Source organism: Vibrio sp. V39_P1S14PM300, assembly GCF_009904765.1.
Taxonomy (GTDB): domain Bacteria; phylum Pseudomonadota; class Gammaproteobacteria; order Enterobacterales; family Vibrionaceae; genus Vibrio; species Vibrio proteolyticus.
Genome location: NZ_WXWP01000062.1, coordinates 1 through 16,155 on the forward strand (window position 1 = coordinate 1; position 16,155 = coordinate 16,155).

Genomic DNA, 16,155 nt, shown 5'->3' on the forward strand with positions numbered 1-16,155 from the left:
GTGTATGGCATGTGCCGGTTTTTATTATCAGCGATAAGAATAGTGCGATCTCGCCCGATTACGAAGACAGCGTTCGGATCAGGTTCGAATAATCTTCTTTGATGTCGTGGCTCTCTTCACGCAACTGCTCAATCTTACGGCAGGCGTGTAGCACCGTCGTGTGGTCACGGCCGCCAAACGCATCACCGATTTCCGGCAGACTGTGGTTGGTGAGCTCTTTGGCCAGCGCCATCGCCAGCTGACGCGGGCGGGCAACCGAGCGAGAACGACGCTTCGACAGCAGATCGGCGACTTTAATCTTGTAGTACTCTGCGACCGTCTTCTGAATGTTGTCGATCGTCACCAGCTTTTCCTGCAGCGCCAGCAAATCCCGCAGCGCTTCTCGCACGAAATCAATGGTGATCGGACGGCCGGTAAAGTTGGCGTTAGCGATCACTCGGTTCAGCGCCCCTTCCAGCTCACGCACGTTCGAGCGCAGACGTTTGGCGATGAAAAACGCCACTTCATCGGCCAGATGAATCTGGTGATCTTCGGCTTTTTTCATCAGGATCGCGACGCGAGTTTCCAGCTCTGGCGGCTCAATCGCCACCGTCAGCCCCCAGCCAAAGCGGGATTTCAGGCGATCTTCCACCCCGTTGATCTCTTTCGGATAACGGTCTGAGGTGAGAATGATCTGTTGATTGCCTTCCAGCAGCGCGTTGAAGGTATGGAAAAACTCTTCCTGAGAGCGCTCTTTATTGGCGAAAAACTGAATGTCATCGATCAGCAGCGCATCCACACTGCGGTAGTAACGTTTGAACTCTTCAATCGCGTTATTTTGCAGGGCTTTGACCATGTCCTGCACAAAACGCTCCGAGTGCATGTACACCACTTTGGCGTTCGGATTGTTATCGACGATGGCGTTGCCGACGGCATGCAGCAAGTGGGTTTTACCCAGACCGGTCCCGCCATAGAGGAACAATGGGTTGTACGCTGCACCCGGGTTGTCTGAAACCTGACGGGCCGCGGCCAGACCAAGCTGGTTTGATTTACCTTCCACAAAGTTGTTGAACTTGTGTTTCGGGTTCATGTTGGAACGGTAAGTGATTTCCGGCGCGCTGGCCGCATCGTCGTCCCAGGTTTTGTGGATCGGCTTGCGTGCCTGCAACTGGGCCGGCGCAGACGACTCTGCTGCCACGTCGGCGGGCGTGCGGATCGGGGCCGGTTTGGGCGCAACCACCCGGCGGCTGCCAACTTCAAAGCGCAGGCTCGGAATGTCGCTGCCACAGTATTCCTGCAGCAGACGATTAATGTTGTTCAGGTACTTATCCCGAACCCAGTCGAGCACGAACCGGTTCGGAGCGAACAAAGTGAGAGTATTGTCATTGAGCTCTGCTTGTAACGGTCGAACCCACATACTGAATTCTGTAGCTGGTAGCTCTTCTTGAAGCTGTTGCATGCACTGCAACCATAGCGAAGATGACACGATGCCCCCACTCGAAACTTAGATGATCGGAAAAGACGACAATGTTACCTGTTGATAACCAAGATCGCCAGCGATTGATCGACGATCCAGTGAATAAGATCGTACTTATACACAATTATTTACCGCAATTTGGCCGGATCCACACAAACCGTCCCAAAATTACTCACATTTTGATCCACATTTGGCTTTTTTTTCACGGGATCCGGTGATCTTCAATCTGGTGATAACTCTGTGAATCTTTTTCTCCACACCCTGAGCGATCCGGATCATTTTGTGCCTTTGAGCACTGGCTCACATCGGCCTGGCACGAAAATCGCCCAGGATAGACTAGGCTGTGTATAACCTGACCATAACCTTCAACTTATTACACACTGCTCTAGTTTATTGCACTTGGTTATTTATCTAACTAAGCAAAGTAACAGTAGTATTTCCCTCTACAAATATATGGAGTTGTATTATGAAAACCTGGATTAAAGCTGCCGTTGCAGCCGTCGCTCTGTCTGCAGCCACTGTGCAGGCCGCAACCGAAATCAAAGTGGGCATGTCTGGCCGCTACTTCCCGTTCACGTTCGTCAAGCAGGATAAACTGCAGGGCTTTGAAGTGGACGTGTGGGACGAAATCGGTAAACGCAACGACTATAAAGTAGAATACGTCACCGCAAACTTCTCGGGTTTGTTCGGATTACTTGAAACCGGCCGCATCGACACCATTTCAAACCAAATCACTATCACTGATGAGCGCAAGGCCAAGTATCTGTTTGCGGATCCGTACGTCATCGACGGTGCGCAAATCACCGTCCGTAAAGGCAACGACACCATCAAGGGTGTGGATGACCTGGCCGGTAAAACCGTGGCCGTGAATCTGGGTTCGAACTTCGAACAACTGCTGCGCAGCTACGACAAAGACGGTAAAATCAACGTGAAAACGTACGATACCGGTATCGAACACGACGTCGCACTCGGCCGTGCTGATGCCTTCGTGATGGATCGCTTGTCGGCGCTGGAACTGATCAAAAAAACCGGTCTGCCGCTGCAACTGGCGGGTCAACCGTTTGAGACCATCGAGAACGCCTGGCCATTCCTGAACAACGAAAAAGGCCGTCAATTGCAGTCTGAAGTCAATCAGGCTCTGAAATCGATGCGTGAAGATGGTACGCTTGCGCAGATCTCTGAAAAATGGTTCGGTGCCGACATTACCAAATAACCGTCGCACCAGAACAAATCAACTGTATTTTCGAGGGTGGAATGGTCAATTCCACCCTTTCTTTTCTGATGTAAGGTAACTTATGGGTTTTGACTTTAACTACATGCTGGAGTTAATGCCGATACTGCTCAAGTATCTCGGCACCACCATGGAAATGGCGATCTGGGGATTGCTGTTTTCGCTGATTCTGTCCGTTGTGCTGGCCAACATTCGTGTGTTTCGTCTGCCGGTGCTGGATCAGCTCAGCCAGCTTTACATCAGTTTCTTCCGCGGCACGCCGTTGTTGGTTCAGCTGTTCCTGCTTTATTATGGCTTGCCACAAATCTTTCCGGTGATGGTCGGACTGGATGCCTTCTCTGCGGCGGTGATCGGCCTGACGCTCCATTTTGCCGCTTACATGGCAGAAAGCATACGCGCCGCGATCATCGGCATTGACCGCAGCCAGATGGAAGCCAGTTTGTCGGTCGGTATGACCACACCACAAGCGATGCGCCGGATCATCCTGCCACAGGCAACCCGCGTGGCGCTGCCGTCGCTGATGAATTACTTCATCGACATGATCAAATCCACCTCGCTGGCTTTCACTCTCGGCGTGGCAGAAATCATGGCCAAAGCGCAAATGGAAGCCTCATCCAGTTTTCGTTTCTTTGAAGCGTTCCTGGCGGTCGCACTGATTTACTGGGGCGTGGTTTTGGTTCTGACCCGCGTCCAGATCTGGGCGGAAACCAAACTGAATAAGGCATACGTACGATGATCAAACTGACCAATATCCATAAACGCTTTGACGACAGCGAAGTACTGAAAGGCATCGATCTTGACATCCAGCAAGGCGAGATCATCGTGATTATCGGCTCAAGCGGCACCGGCAAATCGACGCTGCTGCGCTGCGTGAACTTTCTCGAGCAAGCCGATGAGGGCCAGATCACCATTGATGATGTCAGCGTCAATGCTCGCCAGCACAGCAAATCGGATGTTCTGGCGCTGCGACGCAAAACCGGCTTTGTGTTCCAGAATTACGCACTGTTTGCTCACCTGACTGCGCGCCAGAACATTGCCGAGGGCCTGCTCACCGTGCGCGGCTGGAAAAAAGACCAGGCACTGACCCGGGCGCAACAAATCCTCGATGACATCGGTCTGGGAGACAAGGGTGATCAATATCCGGCTTCCCTGTCGGGCGGTCAGCAACAACGGGTCGGCATTGGCCGGGCGATGGCGTTGCAACCGGAATTGCTGCTGTTTGATGAACCCACCTCGGCTCTCGATCCGGAATGGGTCGGCGAAGTCCTCGCGCTGATGAAGCGCCTGGCGACGCAGCACCAGACCATGCTGGTGGTGACGCACGAAATGCAGTTTGCCCGTGAAGTGGCTGATCGGGTGATCTTTATGGCCGAGGGGAAGATAGTGGAACAGGGATCTCCACAGGATATCTTCAACAATCCACAGGATCCTCGCCTGCAGAAGTTTCTGCGTCAGGTTGGCGCCGAATAAAGATCGGCCAAAAGATCCCAAGATCCTTGAGATTTTAATCACACTCCGTATAATCGCCCGGCCGGAATTCATACTGCCGCAGTGATTGACAGCTAAGGTGAGTGTGATTACAATTCCGCCTCTTTGTTGAGAGGCGTCGGTGCTTCTCTTTTCTATAGTAAAGAGAGCAATACAACCCACGCCGGGTTAACATTGACCTAAAACTACTGATCAGTAAAGGTAATTATCATGAAACGCACTTTTCAACCTACAGTTCTAAAGCGCAAGCGTACTCACGGCTTCCGTGCTCGCATGGCAACTAAGAACGGTCGTAAAGTAATCAACGCACGTCGTGCAAAAGGCCGTAAGCGCCTGTCAAAATAATCACTAGCTTATTTTGAATACGTACGCGTTCAATCGGGAGTTACGTCTGCTAACTCCCGAGCATTATCAAAATGTCTTCCAGCAAGCGCATCGTGCTGGTTCACCTCATTTCACCATCATTGCTCGCAATAATAACCTTTCTCATCCTCGTTTAGGCTTAGCCGTTCCCAAAAAGCAAATCAAAACTGCCGTTGGCCGTAACCGGTTCAAGCGTCTGGCCAGAGAAAGCTTTCGTAACAAACAACATCAGCTTCCGAACAAAGATTTTGTTGTGATTGCTAAAAAAAGCGCCCAAGATTTAAGCAATGATGAATTGTTCCAATTGTTTGATAAGTTATGGCATCGCCTGTCTCGCCCTTCGCGTGGCTAGGGATCGGACTTGTCCGTCTTTACCAGGGGCTCATTAGTCCGCTCCTGGGGCCAAGGTGTCGATTCACCCCCACCTGCTCAACTTACGCCATAGAAGCCCTGAAAGCTCACGGTTTTGTAAAAGGGTGTTGGTTATCAAGCAAACGTCTATTAAAATGCCACCCTTTGAACGAAGGGGGGTTCGACCCCGTTCCACCCGTCCAGAAACATGACAGAGATAAATAACGATGGATTCTCAACGTAATATCCTGTTAATCGCACTGGCGTTGGTCTCTTTTCTACTTTTCCAGCAGTGGCAAGTAGCAAAGAATCCGGCTCCTCAAGCGGTTGAGCAGGCACAATCAAGCAGTACCTTACCTGCCCCGTCAACCGGTGATGAGTTTGACCCAGCACCATCGGCCCAGCAGGCATCAGCGAAGACGATTACCGTGACGACTGACGTATTGACTCTGTCAATCGACACTCAGGGTGGCGATGTGGTCAACGCGGATCTGAACCAATACTCTGCCGAGCTGGACTCCAAAGACCCGTTCGTGCTGCTGAAAAACACTCAGGGACATCAGTTTATCGCGCAAAGCGGTCTGGTGGGTCCACAGGGGGTTGATCTGAGCAGCAGCAATCGTCCCAACTACAGCGTTGACGCAGACAGCTTTACCCTGCAAGACGGTCAGGACGAACTGCGTATCCCGATGACCTACACCGCGAACGGCATCACGTACACCAAAACGTTCACGCTGACGCGTGGCAGTTACGCGATCAATGTCGATTACGACGTCGTGAACAACTCAGGCAATAACGCCACCGTTGGCATGTACGCGCATCTGCGTCAGAACCTGCTGGATTCTGGTGGCAGCATCACGATGCCAACCTACCGTGGTGGTGCGTATTCCACCGAAGATACCCGCTACAAAAAATACAGCTTTGACGACATGCAGGATCGCAACCTGCAGATCAACCTGACTGACGGTCAGGGCTGGGCGGCCATGATTCAGCACTACTTTGCTGCCGCGTGGATCCCACGCAACGAACCTGGCACCAACCTGTACACTCGCGTGATCGGTAATCTGGGCGACATCGGCGTTCGCATGCCGAACAAAACCATCGCCAACGGCGACAGCGCCCACTTCGAAGCTACGCTGTGGGCTGGTCCGAAACTTCAGGACCAAATGGCCGCTACAGCGGACAACCTGGATCTGGTGGTAGATTACGGCTGGCTGTGGTTCATCGCGAAACCATTGCACATGCTGCTGTCGTTCATCCAGGGCTTTGTTAGCAACTGGGGTGTGGCGATCATCTGTCTGACCTTTATCGTCCGTGGTGCGATGTACCCGCTGACCAAAGCGCAGTACACTTCCATGGCGAAAATGCGCATGCTGCAACCTAAACTGCAGGCCATGCGTGAGCGCATCGGTGATGATCGTCAGCGCATGAGTCAGGAAATGATGGAGCTGTACAAGAAAGAGAAAGTGAACCCGCTGGGTGGCTGTCTGCCGATTGTGCTGCAAATGCCTATCTTCATCGCCCTGTACTGGTCACTGATGGAGTCGGTTGAACTGCGCCACTCACCATTCTTCGGTTGGATTCACGACCTGTCTGCACAGGACCCGTACTACATTCTGCCGCTGCTGATGGGTGCGTCGATGTTCATGATCCAGAAAATGAGCCCGACTACAGTCACGGATCCGATGCAACAGAAGATCATGATGTTCATGCCGGTCATGTTCACCTTCTTCTTCCTGTTCTTCCCGTCAGGCCTGGTTCTGTACTGGTTGGTATCGAACGTGGTCACTCTGATCCAGCAAACGCTGATTTACAAAGCACTGGAGAAGAAAGGCTTGCACTCCAAGTAAGCCCGACACACACCGACAAAGGCGACCAAAGGGTCGCCTTTTTGTTTGCTGCTGATTACAATTCAGCTAACTGAATTTTCGATCGCCCCGGCGGTCCCAGCTCGAAAGGCTACAATATGACAACAGACACCATAGTCGCTCAGGCAACCGCGCCCGGTCGTGGCGGTGTCGGCATTATCCGTGTGTCCGGCCCTAAGGCGGCACTGGTCGCCGAAACCGTGACAGGCCGTACTCTGAAGCCACGTTATGCCGAATACCTGCCCTTCACCGCCAGTGACGGCAGCCAGTTAGACCAGGGCATTGCCCTGTTCTTTCCTAATCCCCATTCGTTCACCGGTGAAGATGTGCTGGAGCTGCAGGGCCACGGTGGCCCGGTGGTCATGGACATGCTGATCAAACGCATTCTCGACATCGACGGCGTCCGTCCGGCCCGGCCAGGGGAGTTCTCCGAGCGGGCATTTCTGAACGACAAAATGGACCTGACGCAGGCGGAAGCCATTGCCGATCTGATTGACGCCAGCTCGGAAGAAGCCGCCAAGTCCGCGCTGCAATCCCTGCAGGGTCAGTTCTCACGCCGCATCCACACGCTGGTGGAATCGCTGATCCACTTGCGCATCTACGTCGAAGCCGCGATTGATTTTCCCGAAGAGGAGATCGACTTTCTCGCCGACGGCAAAGTGGCCTCCGATTTACAGACCATTATAGATAACCTTGCCGAGGTACGCCGTGAAGCCAACCAGGGTGCGATCATGCGTGAAGGGATGAAAGTGGTCATCGCCGGCCGGCCAAACGCAGGCAAATCCAGCCTGCTCAACGCCTTGTCCGGCAAAGAGTCTGCGATTGTCACCGACATTGCCGGCACCACGCGTGACGTATTACGTGAGCATATCCACATCGACGGCATGCCTTTGCACATCATCGACACCGCCGGCCTGCGTGATGCGTCTGATGAAGTGGAAAAAATCGGCATCGAGCGCGCCTGGGATGAAATAGCTCAGGCGGATCGGGTATTGTTTATGGTGGACGGCACCACCACCGACGCCACGGACCCGAAAGCGATCTGGCCCGACTTTGTTGATCGTCTGCCCGACAGCATCGGAATGACCGTGATCCGCAATAAAGCCGATCAAACCAGTGAAGAGCTGGGGATCTGCCACGTCAATCATCCGACCCTGATCCGCTTGTCGGCCAAAACTGGCGCCGGTGTCGACGCATTGCGTGCCCACCTCAAAGCATGCATGGGCTTTGCCGGCAACAGCGAGGGAGGCTTTATGGCCCGCCGTCGTCATTTAGACGCTCTGGAGCGTGCCGCCCAGCATCTTGACATCGGTCAGCAGCAACTGGAAGGTTACATGGCCGGGGAAATTCTTGCCGAAGAGCTGCGCATCGCCCAGCAGCACCTCAACGAGATCACCGGAGAGTTCAGCTCGGATGATCTGTTGGGGCGTATCTTCTCATCATTTTGTATCGGGAAGTGAAGTAACTCATCAATAAGAGAAACGTGGTAAAACCCTTCAAAACATATCAAATTAAGTAATTGTTTTTAATGACAATTATTTATTTTTGATTGCGAAGCGGTTTTACTGTATTTCACATACTTTTACTCCGCTTTGCTAAAAATTGATCCCTATTTACTCCCAGGTTAGAATTTTGGAGCAATGGGAGCAAAGAGGAGCAATGATGAAGGTGTCAGTAAACAAGCGTAATCCTAACTCGAAAGGGCTTCAGCAACTTAGACTGGTGTACTATTACGGTGTTGTTGAAGGGGAGGATGGCAAGAAAAGACCAAAGCGCGACTACGAGCCGTTAGAGCTCTATGTCTACCAGAACCCAAAGACTCAATCAGAACGCCAACACAATAAAGAAATGTTGCGTCAGGCCGAAGCTGCGCGTTCAGCCAGACTGGTTGAATCTCACGCCAACAAGTTCCAACTTGAAGATCGGGTAAAGCTTGCTTCGAGCTTTTACGAGTACTACGACAGATTGACTTCCACCAAGGAGTCAGGAAGCACCTCAAACTATTCGATTTGGGTTTCAGCGGGCAAACATCTTCGAAGCTACCATGGGAGAGCGGAACTTACTTTTGAGGAAATTGATAAAAAATTCTTGGAAGGGTTTAGGAAATATCTGCTGGAAGAACCTCTAACGAAATCTAAATCCAAACTTGCCAAAAACACTGCCTCGAGCTATTTCAACAAAGTCAGAGCCGCCCTAAATGAAGCATACCGAGAAGGCATCATAAGGGATAACCCAGTCCAGCGAGTAAAAAGTGTCAAAGCAGAAAATACCCAACGAACCTACCTCACTCTGGATGAAGTTCGGGCGATGACAAAGGCGAAATGTCGCTATGACGTTCTTAAACGGGCATTTCTTTTTAGTTGCACAACCGGCTTGAGATGGAGCGATATTCAGAAGCTTACATGGAAAGAAATAGAAGAGTTTCAGGATGGACACTACAGAATTATTTTCAAGCAGACTAAATTACTGAATGCCGGAAACAGCTTAGTCTATTTGGATCTACCAGACTCAGCAGTCAAGCTCATGGGAGAGCGCAAAGATAAAGCCGAGCGAGTCTTTAAAGGGTTGAAATATAGCAGTTACACCAACGTGGCTTTACTACACTGGGCAATGCTAGCAGGCGTTCAAAAACATGTTACTTTCCACGTAGGCAGACATACATTTGCTGTGGCCCAGCTTAACCGTGGTGTTGATATTTATTCTCTCTCTCGGCTTCTTGGACACTCAGAGCTAAGAACAACTGAAATTTATGCTGATATTCTCGAAAGCCGCAGAGTAACAGCAATGAGAGGCTTTCCAGATATTTTTGAAGATAAAGCAAAAGAACCTGGAACTTGCTGTCCTCACTGTGGCCAGCAAGCAACCCCTTAGGATGCTCTGCGGCCACGGCGAGAGCCTGTAATATAGGCTGCAACATCTTGATGCATTTCATCTTGGGACTTCACTCTGTTCGTTTCAAGCCACGCCTGAAGGTCTGATCGTTTAATTAGCACTCTATTCCCTCCCGGTTTAGTAAACGGCACTCGTTTTTCATGAGTCAAACGGTAGATGTAGGAGCGTTTTGCCCCAATGTAAGCCGCCGCCTCATCGACAGTCAGATACTCTTTATCAGACGGTGGTAAGTTCGACTTGCTACCATCACTCCCTGCATTCTCAACAACCTGAGCTAGCAGCATTTTTATCTCTGCCATCTCACTTCTCAAGTTTTGTAACAGTTCGTTTTCTTGTGTTGTCATCACGTACCTGCTTCGTTCGTCCTCTCTGTCAATAAGTGCAGTTTATGAGTGGCGTGGTGGAAACCTCCGCTCTGGAATTGCCCTTTTTGGACAAATTGAGCGGTATTGCTACTCTCTGAGGACCACCGTCTTGAGTTCTGCGGTTTTGTCACGCAAAAGCACATGGAGGGCCTGATGGTTAGACTCTAGCGGTGTAGACCTCGCAGATAATGCTTGGTTGTTTTTTAATCAAGATGGTTAAAATAAATATTGGTTTATAGAAAAGGTTAAATAAGAGGTTAAAGATAAGGTTATAGGGGGTGTGGAATGTCATTTAATGACTTGATTTTGAAATATAAAAATGAAAACACCTGCCCTTCATATGTCAATAAGGTGCCCGTCAAATGTCAATAGTTGGCCCCTCAAATGTCAATAATAGCGCCCCTCAAATATCAATAGCGTTGCCCCTCAAATGTCAGTAGTCCGGCTGGGTTTCCAACAGGCTTGCCCACAGCAATAGTGAATAACTCGCGGTTGCGCTGCCGTTTTACCGCGCTGTCGCGGCTCGGAAACAGCCAAAATAGCAACGCGCCCCTCATTTATCAGTAGCTTGCCGAGGGGGTTGCCCCTCAAATGTCAATGAAGGCCCCCCACTTATCAGTATTGGGCCGGATCTCCCAGAGATAATTCAGGACTTATGCACAGGCTTGTCGGTCGTCCAGGGCGTTTTGTAGTGAGCGCAGAAGAATAATTGGAGGGCAGAAAGGACAAGAGGTGGTGTTGAAACCCAGAGTCACCGCTTGCAGTGCACCAAGTCATTATGAACCCAGGCACTTGACACCATGTCGTTCTCGCACAGCTCGTCACAGGCCGCACCAACCTGTTCGCGCCACTTTTTGGGTCGAGTTGATTCTGAGCCGCACATCAACCGAAAGGTCTCCAGCTTAAGCGGATAGGGCTCTTTGTGGGATGCGAAGTAGTCGAACATCCGCCGGGCTGTGGGCGACAGCTTGCGGTACTTTTCCCAGACGAATTTCGAATAGTGATCGCCAGCGAAGAGCACGACGATCTCTTCGTCGATTTCAACCTGGCATAGAGATGTTTTCTTGCCTCGATCCAAGACGCGGAATCGATGGATAAGCGACAGCGATTCGAGGCGGCCGATCCGCGCGGAGGAAAAGGCCATTGCAGACGCCTGGAGGCGAGACAAGCATTCTTCGGCCTTGGTGTAATAGGCTTTGTTGATCGACCAACCCAAATCCTGGCAAAGTCTGTAGAACGTGAAAGTAATTGGCTCGCCCAATGGCGACCGTTTGGAATATTCCAGTACCTGCTGCCAAACCAGTTCGTCGTCCTGAGCGCGCAGCTCAACACCTGTATAGGTTATATTCACGTCTTTGTTGACATGGTAAATGGGGTGGTTCTGCAAGGCCGCACGGGGAGTGCGCTTGTTGCGCACAGTGAACAGCGCCGATCGAGCGTAGTCGTTCGGCATGACCCGCATATTGTCGGACCAGGGAGCAATGTCGAATAGCGAGAGTTGCAGGTCTTTTATCTCCTGCTTCGTGTGTTGAAGTAGAGCCGCCTGCTTCGCTTCATCCACTCTCGCAGCCAGCACTTCGGCGGCTGGCTTGCGGCGCTTTTTATTGCCCTCCATATATCGACTAGCAGGCTTCATCAGACTCAACCAGACGAGACGCCAGCCAGGATTCAAGTTGGTCGACCCGATAGCGCAGTGTCCGCTCTCCAGCCAGACGATAGGGCCGGGGAAAAGTTGGATCGTTGGCCCGGATTCGTTGAAGCGTTGGCGCGGAAATCTTCAGTAGAGCCGTTACTTCGTACACTGACAGAAGCTGTAGATGCCCGTGACCAGTGTCACTTTCGATTTGGATTGTCTGCTGCATAGGTTCCCCTGATGAATTTGATCACAGGGGTAATTTTGCTGGATGGCGTCTAAAAACCTCACCTCTGGAAGTGCCCTTTTCGGGCGCAAAGAACGAGAATCACGAGAGAACTTTCACATGTGAAAGTTTTCATCAATGATTAAAGCCAGCATGATGCTGGCTTTAACGGGGTGGATCTCAATTCGATCCGCCCCAGTCCGGGAAGATCTCGGACGCCAAGTCGCGCCGCGTCTTATCTACGTCGACGCCGTTCAAGCGTTCCAGTGTCCTTTCCTGGGCGTTCTTACGGCTACCGTCAATGTTGAAGTCGCTACCGGCTCCGGTCAGGCTGTCGAGGTTTAGCGAGCTCGGGTCCGGAAACTTGCCGTTCTGTTGCAGAATCCCAAGCCACTCGTCCAGGTTGACCTTGCTCCAGTCAATCTCTGCGATCTTATCCAGCGGAATACCGCCGCATTGGGGATTCGCGGCGTTCCCGAAGTCCATACCTAGCTGAGGACGAACCTGCTCCTGGACAATGCGGGACAACGGTGAATTGAAGCAGCAGTAAGCCTCGCGTTTCTCGACACAAGCTCCGAGCACCTTGGACTTGCAGTAAGAGCCCACATAGGAGCAGTTCTTGAGCGCCCTCTTAGCGTTCATCGTGAACTCTTCCTCCTCGCACTTCCAAATCATTTGGATCATGACCATGGATACGACATAGACCGTGTAGATAGTCATGGCGGTGCTCAACCATGTTGCGGCGCTTTCCATCAAGCCTTCCTGGGCCAATTTCCCTGCACCTCCGGCAGCGGCCTCTTGAGTGGCGGCATCCTGCCCGAGGGACTGCATGACATCGGCCATGACCTCTTTGACTTGTTCCGTTAACTGGTCAATCAGTTCGTCAACGAATTGCTCCACGGGTTGATAGAAGGAATCGACCGCGCCAGACATATTTTCGATGTAACTGGCGAAGGGCTTGGTAGCCTCCGTCCAGCCTTCCAATACCGGCTCCCGGAGGATCTGGTAGGCGCCTTTGATCGCCGATGGGTTGGCTTCCGACCCAAGCGCCATGATGGCACCGTCGAGCTTTGGCACGGCCATAATCAGGTTCAGGTAGTCGGCCAGCGAGATATTGGATGGCTTCTCGCAGCAATCCGACACCCCGCCCACGGCGATCTTGCACTCGCCGGCTTCACCGGCAAAGGCGGAACAAATAACGTTCTCATCGCCGGTGGGATTTTTATCGCCGTCCAGCCCGGTGCAACTCATGTCCTGGGTCATGAACTGAGCCGCGTTGAGCAGTGCCGTGGCGCGTGCGAAGTCCGTGCTCTGGGTCTTTGTCACGTCAAGACAATCGTCTCCCATGCAGCGGATGGGTCCACCGCACTGGTATTCGGTTTCCTTCTCCAGTGTCGGGACCGCGACATCGCTACCGCAGTCATAGGTATCTTCATGCACGTAGCAGGTGCCGGATGCGCCCTCGGCCCCATCCACGCACTTGGAACTGATAAATCCGCACTGCGGGTTCTTCTCGAATTCGGTACAGCTATTGAGATTACCGCCCGAGTTGACCGGGCAATGGGTCTCACCCTGGGGATCGGTCCAGCATTCCATCTGCCCCTTATAGAAATCGTAATCAGCTTTGACTCGGGCTTTCTTGCAGAGCTTTGGAATACCAGATAGCGGTGACGGTTTGAGCTGGGATTCGCAGATTTTGATGCCGTTGATAACGGTGCAGCCGCTTGCATCAGTCGGGTCGTCAATGCAGGCAATCTCGCCCTCTGCGAAACCGTCGATGACGCCTTTGGCCGAGTCCATACAGCTTTGCGGAGACCATTCATCCTTGGTGATGGCTTTGGCCGGGTCGTAGTGGATTCTGATACGGCCAAACCCCTCGCCATTGCCAGTGACAGAAACCCTGATCTTGAATGTCACGACATCGCCGTCATTGACGTTCTTGAAGTATGGGGTCACATCTACATTCGGATTACGCTCCCAACTCGTGGAGAGCTCGCACTTACCCGCTGTCTCTGGCGGAAAGTGGTTGTTCGGCCCCTGCCAGACCTTGGTTACCTGGCCGGATTTCCCCACCCAGACCTGCATGTAGTCGTCCCACTTGGCGTATTCAAGCGTTGCCGACACGATGGCGTCAGGGTTACTGACTTGGACCCGCGTGAATTCCTCGTAGATCTTGCAGTTTCCACCCCAGTAGTTGTCGCCCACCCGGCCAATCCACAGTTCGGTACACCCCTCGCCACAGGATTTCAAGTTGTAGGGACCATCGTAGTGCTTTACCACCGAGGCATCGTAGTCGTGGACGACCTCGCAATCTGCGCTCTGGTCCACAACACGCTGACAGCGTTCGTACTCCGGAATATGGGCGTTAATCGTTCCCTGGTTGATCGTTGTCTCGGCGGAACAATCTCCGAATCCTCCGGCAATCAGATCCATGTCCTCGTAGGTCTTCTTGCTAAGGTTCAGCATCGGATCATTGGTGAAGTCAGGACGCGAGCGGTTGGCCGCATCGAGGAGCACTTTGTAGGCGGCGCCTGAGATGGATGGATCGGCGCTATTCGCGTCGGACCAAAGAGCCCCCTTGGCGCTGTTGCCCACGTCGTCCATGTCGTCGCCGGAATCATAAATACCCTGGAGCATGTCAACATTGGGTTTGTTGGCATCCGGGAAATAGTAGCTCTCGGGTTGGCCGTCACCGCCGCTGGTTCCCGGAAACAGGTCATTCACATTGATCTGGCTTCCGCCATTCATCTGGAATTGACCGTCTTTCAGCGTCGGCATCGAGATCGCGCCGTTTTGGACCGAACCAGAGTTGGCTCTGAACGAGTTGACGAGGTCTTGACCAAAGACTTGAGCTTCTTTCCCAACGGAAGAAATGTCCGGATTCTGTTCGCCAGTAGTATGAAATGGAAACATTGAGATTGTGACCGTCAGTAGTAAAGCCACAATTTTCTGGAGTAGCGACTGCATAGCATGACTCTCAATTAAAAATAATAAGAGTCATGCTATGTGCAAGAAACCGTAAATCTTCGACGTGAAACTGCCCTATTTGGTCAAATCATTCGAATACTTAAGAGAATGAATCTGCAGACAATTTGGAGCCAATTTGTTTCTTTAGTCGCCCTTCTTATGCTTATGGGGTTTTAAATCAGGATGATCTTTCTTTTTCTCAGGCGTAACTCTTTGCCTTTTATCTGGACTACCATCCTCATTTTTTCGTTTCGGCCCCGGCTTGATTCCCATCATTAACTCCTTCTAGTAACAACCAAAAGATGTATATCAGATATCAAAAATAGCAGCAGATCTGCGACCGTCAAATTCGGTATGAAAATACCTTGTCATGCACCTACAACTTTGGTTCTATCCGCAACGCAATATGGACACTCCACACAGGTTCTTTGATTTACCGATGTGAAATAATTACATTGGCATGCACCACATTCTTCAAGCATCGCATCACCGCTTCGTAGTTCGGAAGCTAAACACCAGGCATCGGTGATATCGAAAGGAGTCCATCGAATACCCTTCATACCAGGAACTTCCTTGCGAATAGCGTGATACATGCGAAACGCCTTGCTCAGCGACTTGATATCAATCGATCTGATCACGTCTTCGCCACCAATATTGCGGTATAGCTGCATCAGCAGTGACGCCTGAATCTTGGAGGTGTGACTGTGAATAAGCGTGGCCCCGCCACGGAATGTACGTGATCTGCGCTCAAGCTCGTATCCATCGTTTTCGATGTCCTTATATAACCTACGTACCTGTTTATACGTCAGACCCGTCTCTATCATTATGATCTTAGTGATATAGCCAGCCAGAGCCATATGGCGGGCGGCTATCCATCGGCCCAGCCATCCTAATTTATAATCCGTGCTTTTCTCCATTGTCAGGCTTCCTTGCTGTTGGCGAACAACTTCCGGTATTGCATCCACAGCACCGCCATCACCGCCGGAAGAGCTGCCATATAAAGCCAATCGCTTCGCTCCACTCCGTCCAGTGTAATCAGCGACGCGACAGACAAGGTAAAGAGGGCGGCAACGAACCAGACCAGTTTGTTTTTCTTGGTGTTCTTCATCACATATCTCCTACGATAAAATTAAGGTTTCAATTTCTTTCTATCACGAAACCTCATATATGCAACACCAAACACTGTGTTTTTTTACAGTATTATTTTTTGATACTTTGAAGGCTTGCAATTTCAGGCAATAATGAAATATTGGTCATAGAATGACCGGAGGTATTCAATATGAAACGTATATTTGGATGGTGCATAGTGCTGGCA

17 protein-coding genes are annotated in these 16,155 nt (G+C 51.4%); 9 read left to right on the forward strand and 8 right to left on the reverse strand.

All coding sequences use genetic code 11. The features are described from left to right. Positions 1–58: 58 nt before the first annotated feature. Positions 59–1,465: a chromosomal replication initiator protein DnaA gene (gene dnaA / locus CAG65_RS03080; protein ID WP_040903145.1), complete on the reverse strand. Its 1,407-nt coding sequence runs from the start codon at positions 1,463–1,465 to the stop codon at positions 59–61. A 457-nt stretch (positions 1,466–1,922) separates the two neighbouring features. Here dnaA and CAG65_RS03085 point away from each other — a divergent pair, with 457 nt between their 5' ends. The 9 genes from CAG65_RS03085 to CAG65_RS03125 all read left to right on the forward strand — a co-directional run bounded on the left by CAG65_RS03085 (position 1,923) and on the right by CAG65_RS03125 (position 9,628). Then, the gene (locus tag CAG65_RS03085; RefSeq protein ID WP_021707026.1) at positions 1,923–2,669 is read left to right on the forward strand and encodes an amino acid ABC transporter substrate-binding protein; all 747 of its coding nucleotides are present in this window, start codon (positions 1,923–1,925) and stop codon (positions 2,667–2,669) included. A gap of 82 nt (positions 2,670–2,751) precedes the next feature. After that, the gene (locus CAG65_RS03090; RefSeq protein WP_161452107.1) at positions 2,752–3,423 is read left to right on the forward strand and encodes an amino acid ABC transporter permease; all 672 of its coding nucleotides are present in this window, start codon (positions 2,752–2,754) and stop codon (positions 3,421–3,423) included. Next, complete coding sequence (locus tag CAG65_RS03095) at positions 3,420–4,157, forward strand: amino acid ABC transporter ATP-binding protein (protein WP_161452109.1); 738 nt, start codon at positions 3,420–3,422, stop codon at positions 4,155–4,157. Before CAG65_RS03090 ends, CAG65_RS03095 begins: the two co-directional genes overlap by 4 nt. A gap of 228 nt (positions 4,158–4,385) precedes the next feature. Further along, a complete protein-coding gene (gene rpmH, locus CAG65_RS03100; RefSeq protein ID WP_021707029.1) occupies positions 4,386–4,520 on the forward strand; it encodes a 50S ribosomal protein L34 in 135 nt (44 codons plus the stop codon). A 46-nt stretch (positions 4,521–4,566) separates the two neighbouring features. After that, positions 4,567–4,890, forward strand: a complete 324-nt coding sequence (gene rnpA, locus CAG65_RS03105; protein ID WP_237668249.1) for a ribonuclease P protein component — start codon at positions 4,567–4,569, stop codon at positions 4,888–4,890. Further along, entirely contained in the window at positions 4,857–5,114 is a 258-nt protein-coding gene (gene yidD / locus CAG65_RS03110) for a membrane protein insertion efficiency factor YidD (protein ID WP_021707031.1), read from the forward strand. The genes rnpA and yidD overlap by 34 nt, the downstream gene beginning before the upstream one ends. A gap of 2 nt (positions 5,115–5,116) precedes the next feature. Further along, positions 5,117–6,739: a membrane protein insertase YidC gene (yidC, locus tag CAG65_RS03115; protein ID WP_021707032.1), complete on the forward strand. Its 1,623-nt coding sequence runs from the start codon at positions 5,117–5,119 to the stop codon at positions 6,737–6,739. Between the two features lie 116 nt (positions 6,740–6,855). Beyond that, complete coding sequence (gene mnmE, locus CAG65_RS03120; protein WP_161452112.1) at positions 6,856–8,217, forward strand: tRNA uridine-5-carboxymethylaminomethyl(34) synthesis GTPase MnmE; 1,362 nt, start codon at positions 6,856–6,858, stop codon at positions 8,215–8,217. A gap of 202 nt (positions 8,218–8,419) precedes the next feature. Beyond that, entirely contained in the window at positions 8,420–9,628 is a 1,209-nt protein-coding gene (locus tag CAG65_RS03125; RefSeq protein ID WP_161452124.1) for a site-specific integrase, read from the forward strand. Here CAG65_RS03125 and CAG65_RS03130 read toward each other — a convergent pair. From CAG65_RS03130 to CAG65_RS03155, 7 genes are all read right to left on the reverse strand, one after another. Then, positions 9,625–9,993 carry a helix-turn-helix domain-containing protein gene (locus CAG65_RS03130; RefSeq protein ID WP_161452114.1) on the reverse strand — a complete coding sequence of 123 codons (369 nt, stop codon included), beginning with the start codon at positions 9,991–9,993 and terminating at the stop codon, positions 9,625–9,627. The two genes, CAG65_RS03125 and CAG65_RS03130, sit on opposite strands and share 4 nt — an antisense overlap. A gap of 772 nt (positions 9,994–10,765) precedes the next feature. Beyond that, positions 10,766–11,650, reverse strand: a complete 885-nt coding sequence (trfA, locus tag CAG65_RS03135; RefSeq protein ID WP_237668732.1) for a plasmid replication initiator TrfA — start codon at positions 11,648–11,650, stop codon at positions 10,766–10,768. Then, positions 11,637–11,876, reverse strand: coding sequence for a helix-turn-helix transcriptional regulator (locus CAG65_RS03140; protein WP_161452116.1), 240 nt, complete (start codon positions 11,874–11,876; stop codon positions 11,637–11,639). The genes trfA and CAG65_RS03140 overlap by 14 nt, the downstream gene beginning before the upstream one ends. Positions 11,877–12,053: 177 nt before the next feature. Further along, entirely contained in the window at positions 12,054–14,840 is a 2,787-nt protein-coding gene (gene traN / locus CAG65_RS03145; RefSeq protein ID WP_161452118.1) for a conjugal transfer mating pair stabilization protein TraN, read from the reverse strand. 144 nt (positions 14,841–14,984) lie between these two features. Further along, positions 14,985–15,116 carry a hypothetical protein gene (locus CAG65_RS22360; protein WP_272926109.1) on the reverse strand — a complete coding sequence of 44 codons (132 nt, stop codon included), beginning with the start codon at positions 15,114–15,116 and terminating at the stop codon, positions 14,985–14,987. A gap of 92 nt (positions 15,117–15,208) precedes the next feature. Further along, positions 15,209–15,757 carry a FlhC family transcriptional regulator gene (locus CAG65_RS03150; protein WP_161452120.1) on the reverse strand — a complete coding sequence of 183 codons (549 nt, stop codon included), beginning with the start codon at positions 15,755–15,757 and terminating at the stop codon, positions 15,209–15,211. Positions 15,758–15,759: 2 nt separating this feature from the next. Then, positions 15,760–15,948, reverse strand: coding sequence for a hypothetical protein (locus CAG65_RS03155; RefSeq protein WP_161452122.1), 189 nt, complete (start codon positions 15,946–15,948; stop codon positions 15,760–15,762). Between the last annotated feature and the right edge of the window lie 207 nt (positions 15,949–16,155).

What these genes read in the sequence shown, in the direction of transcription:
- CAG65_RS03150 (WP_161452120.1), bottom strand. Translation starts at nt 15,757, where the DNA reads ATGGAGAAAAGCACGGATTATAAATTAGGATGGCTGGGCCGATGGATA.
- mnmE (WP_161452112.1), top strand. Translation starts at nt 6,856, where the DNA reads ATGACAACAGACACCATAGTCGCTCAGGCAACCGCGCCCGGTCGTGGC.
- trfA (WP_237668732.1), bottom strand. Translation starts at nt 11,650, where the DNA reads ATGAAGCCTGCTAGTCGATATATGGAGGGCAATAAAAAGCGCCGCAAG.
- CAG65_RS03090 (WP_161452107.1), top strand. Translation starts at nt 2,752, where the DNA reads ATGGGTTTTGACTTTAACTACATGCTGGAGTTAATGCCGATACTGCTC.
- yidD (WP_021707031.1), top strand. Translation starts at nt 4,857, where the DNA reads ATGGCATCGCCTGTCTCGCCCTTCGCGTGGCTAGGGATCGGACTTGTC.
- CAG65_RS03095 (WP_161452109.1), top strand. Translation starts at nt 3,420, where the DNA reads ATGATCAAACTGACCAATATCCATAAACGCTTTGACGACAGCGAAGTA.
- CAG65_RS03140 (WP_161452116.1), bottom strand. Translation starts at nt 11,876, where the DNA reads ATGCAGCAGACAATCCAAATCGAAAGTGACACTGGTCACGGGCATCTA.
- CAG65_RS03125 (WP_161452124.1), top strand. Translation starts at nt 8,420, where the DNA reads ATGAAGGTGTCAGTAAACAAGCGTAATCCTAACTCGAAAGGGCTTCAG.
- CAG65_RS03085 (WP_021707026.1), top strand. Translation starts at nt 1,923, where the DNA reads ATGAAAACCTGGATTAAAGCTGCCGTTGCAGCCGTCGCTCTGTCTGCA.
- traN (WP_161452118.1), bottom strand. Translation starts at nt 14,840, where the DNA reads ATGCAGTCGCTACTCCAGAAAATTGTGGCTTTACTACTGACGGTCACA.
- CAG65_RS22360 (WP_272926109.1), bottom strand. Translation starts at nt 15,116, where the DNA reads ATGATGGGAATCAAGCCGGGGCCGAAACGAAAAAATGAGGATGGTAGT.
- CAG65_RS03155 (WP_161452122.1), bottom strand. Translation starts at nt 15,948, where the DNA reads ATGAAGAACACCAAGAAAAACAAACTGGTCTGGTTCGTTGCCGCCCTC.
- yidC (WP_021707032.1), top strand. Translation starts at nt 5,117, where the DNA reads ATGGATTCTCAACGTAATATCCTGTTAATCGCACTGGCGTTGGTCTCT.
- rpmH (WP_021707029.1), top strand. Translation starts at nt 4,386, where the DNA reads ATGAAACGCACTTTTCAACCTACAGTTCTAAAGCGCAAGCGTACTCAC.
- CAG65_RS03130 (WP_161452114.1), bottom strand. Translation starts at nt 9,993, where the DNA reads ATGACAACACAAGAAAACGAACTGTTACAAAACTTGAGAAGTGAGATG.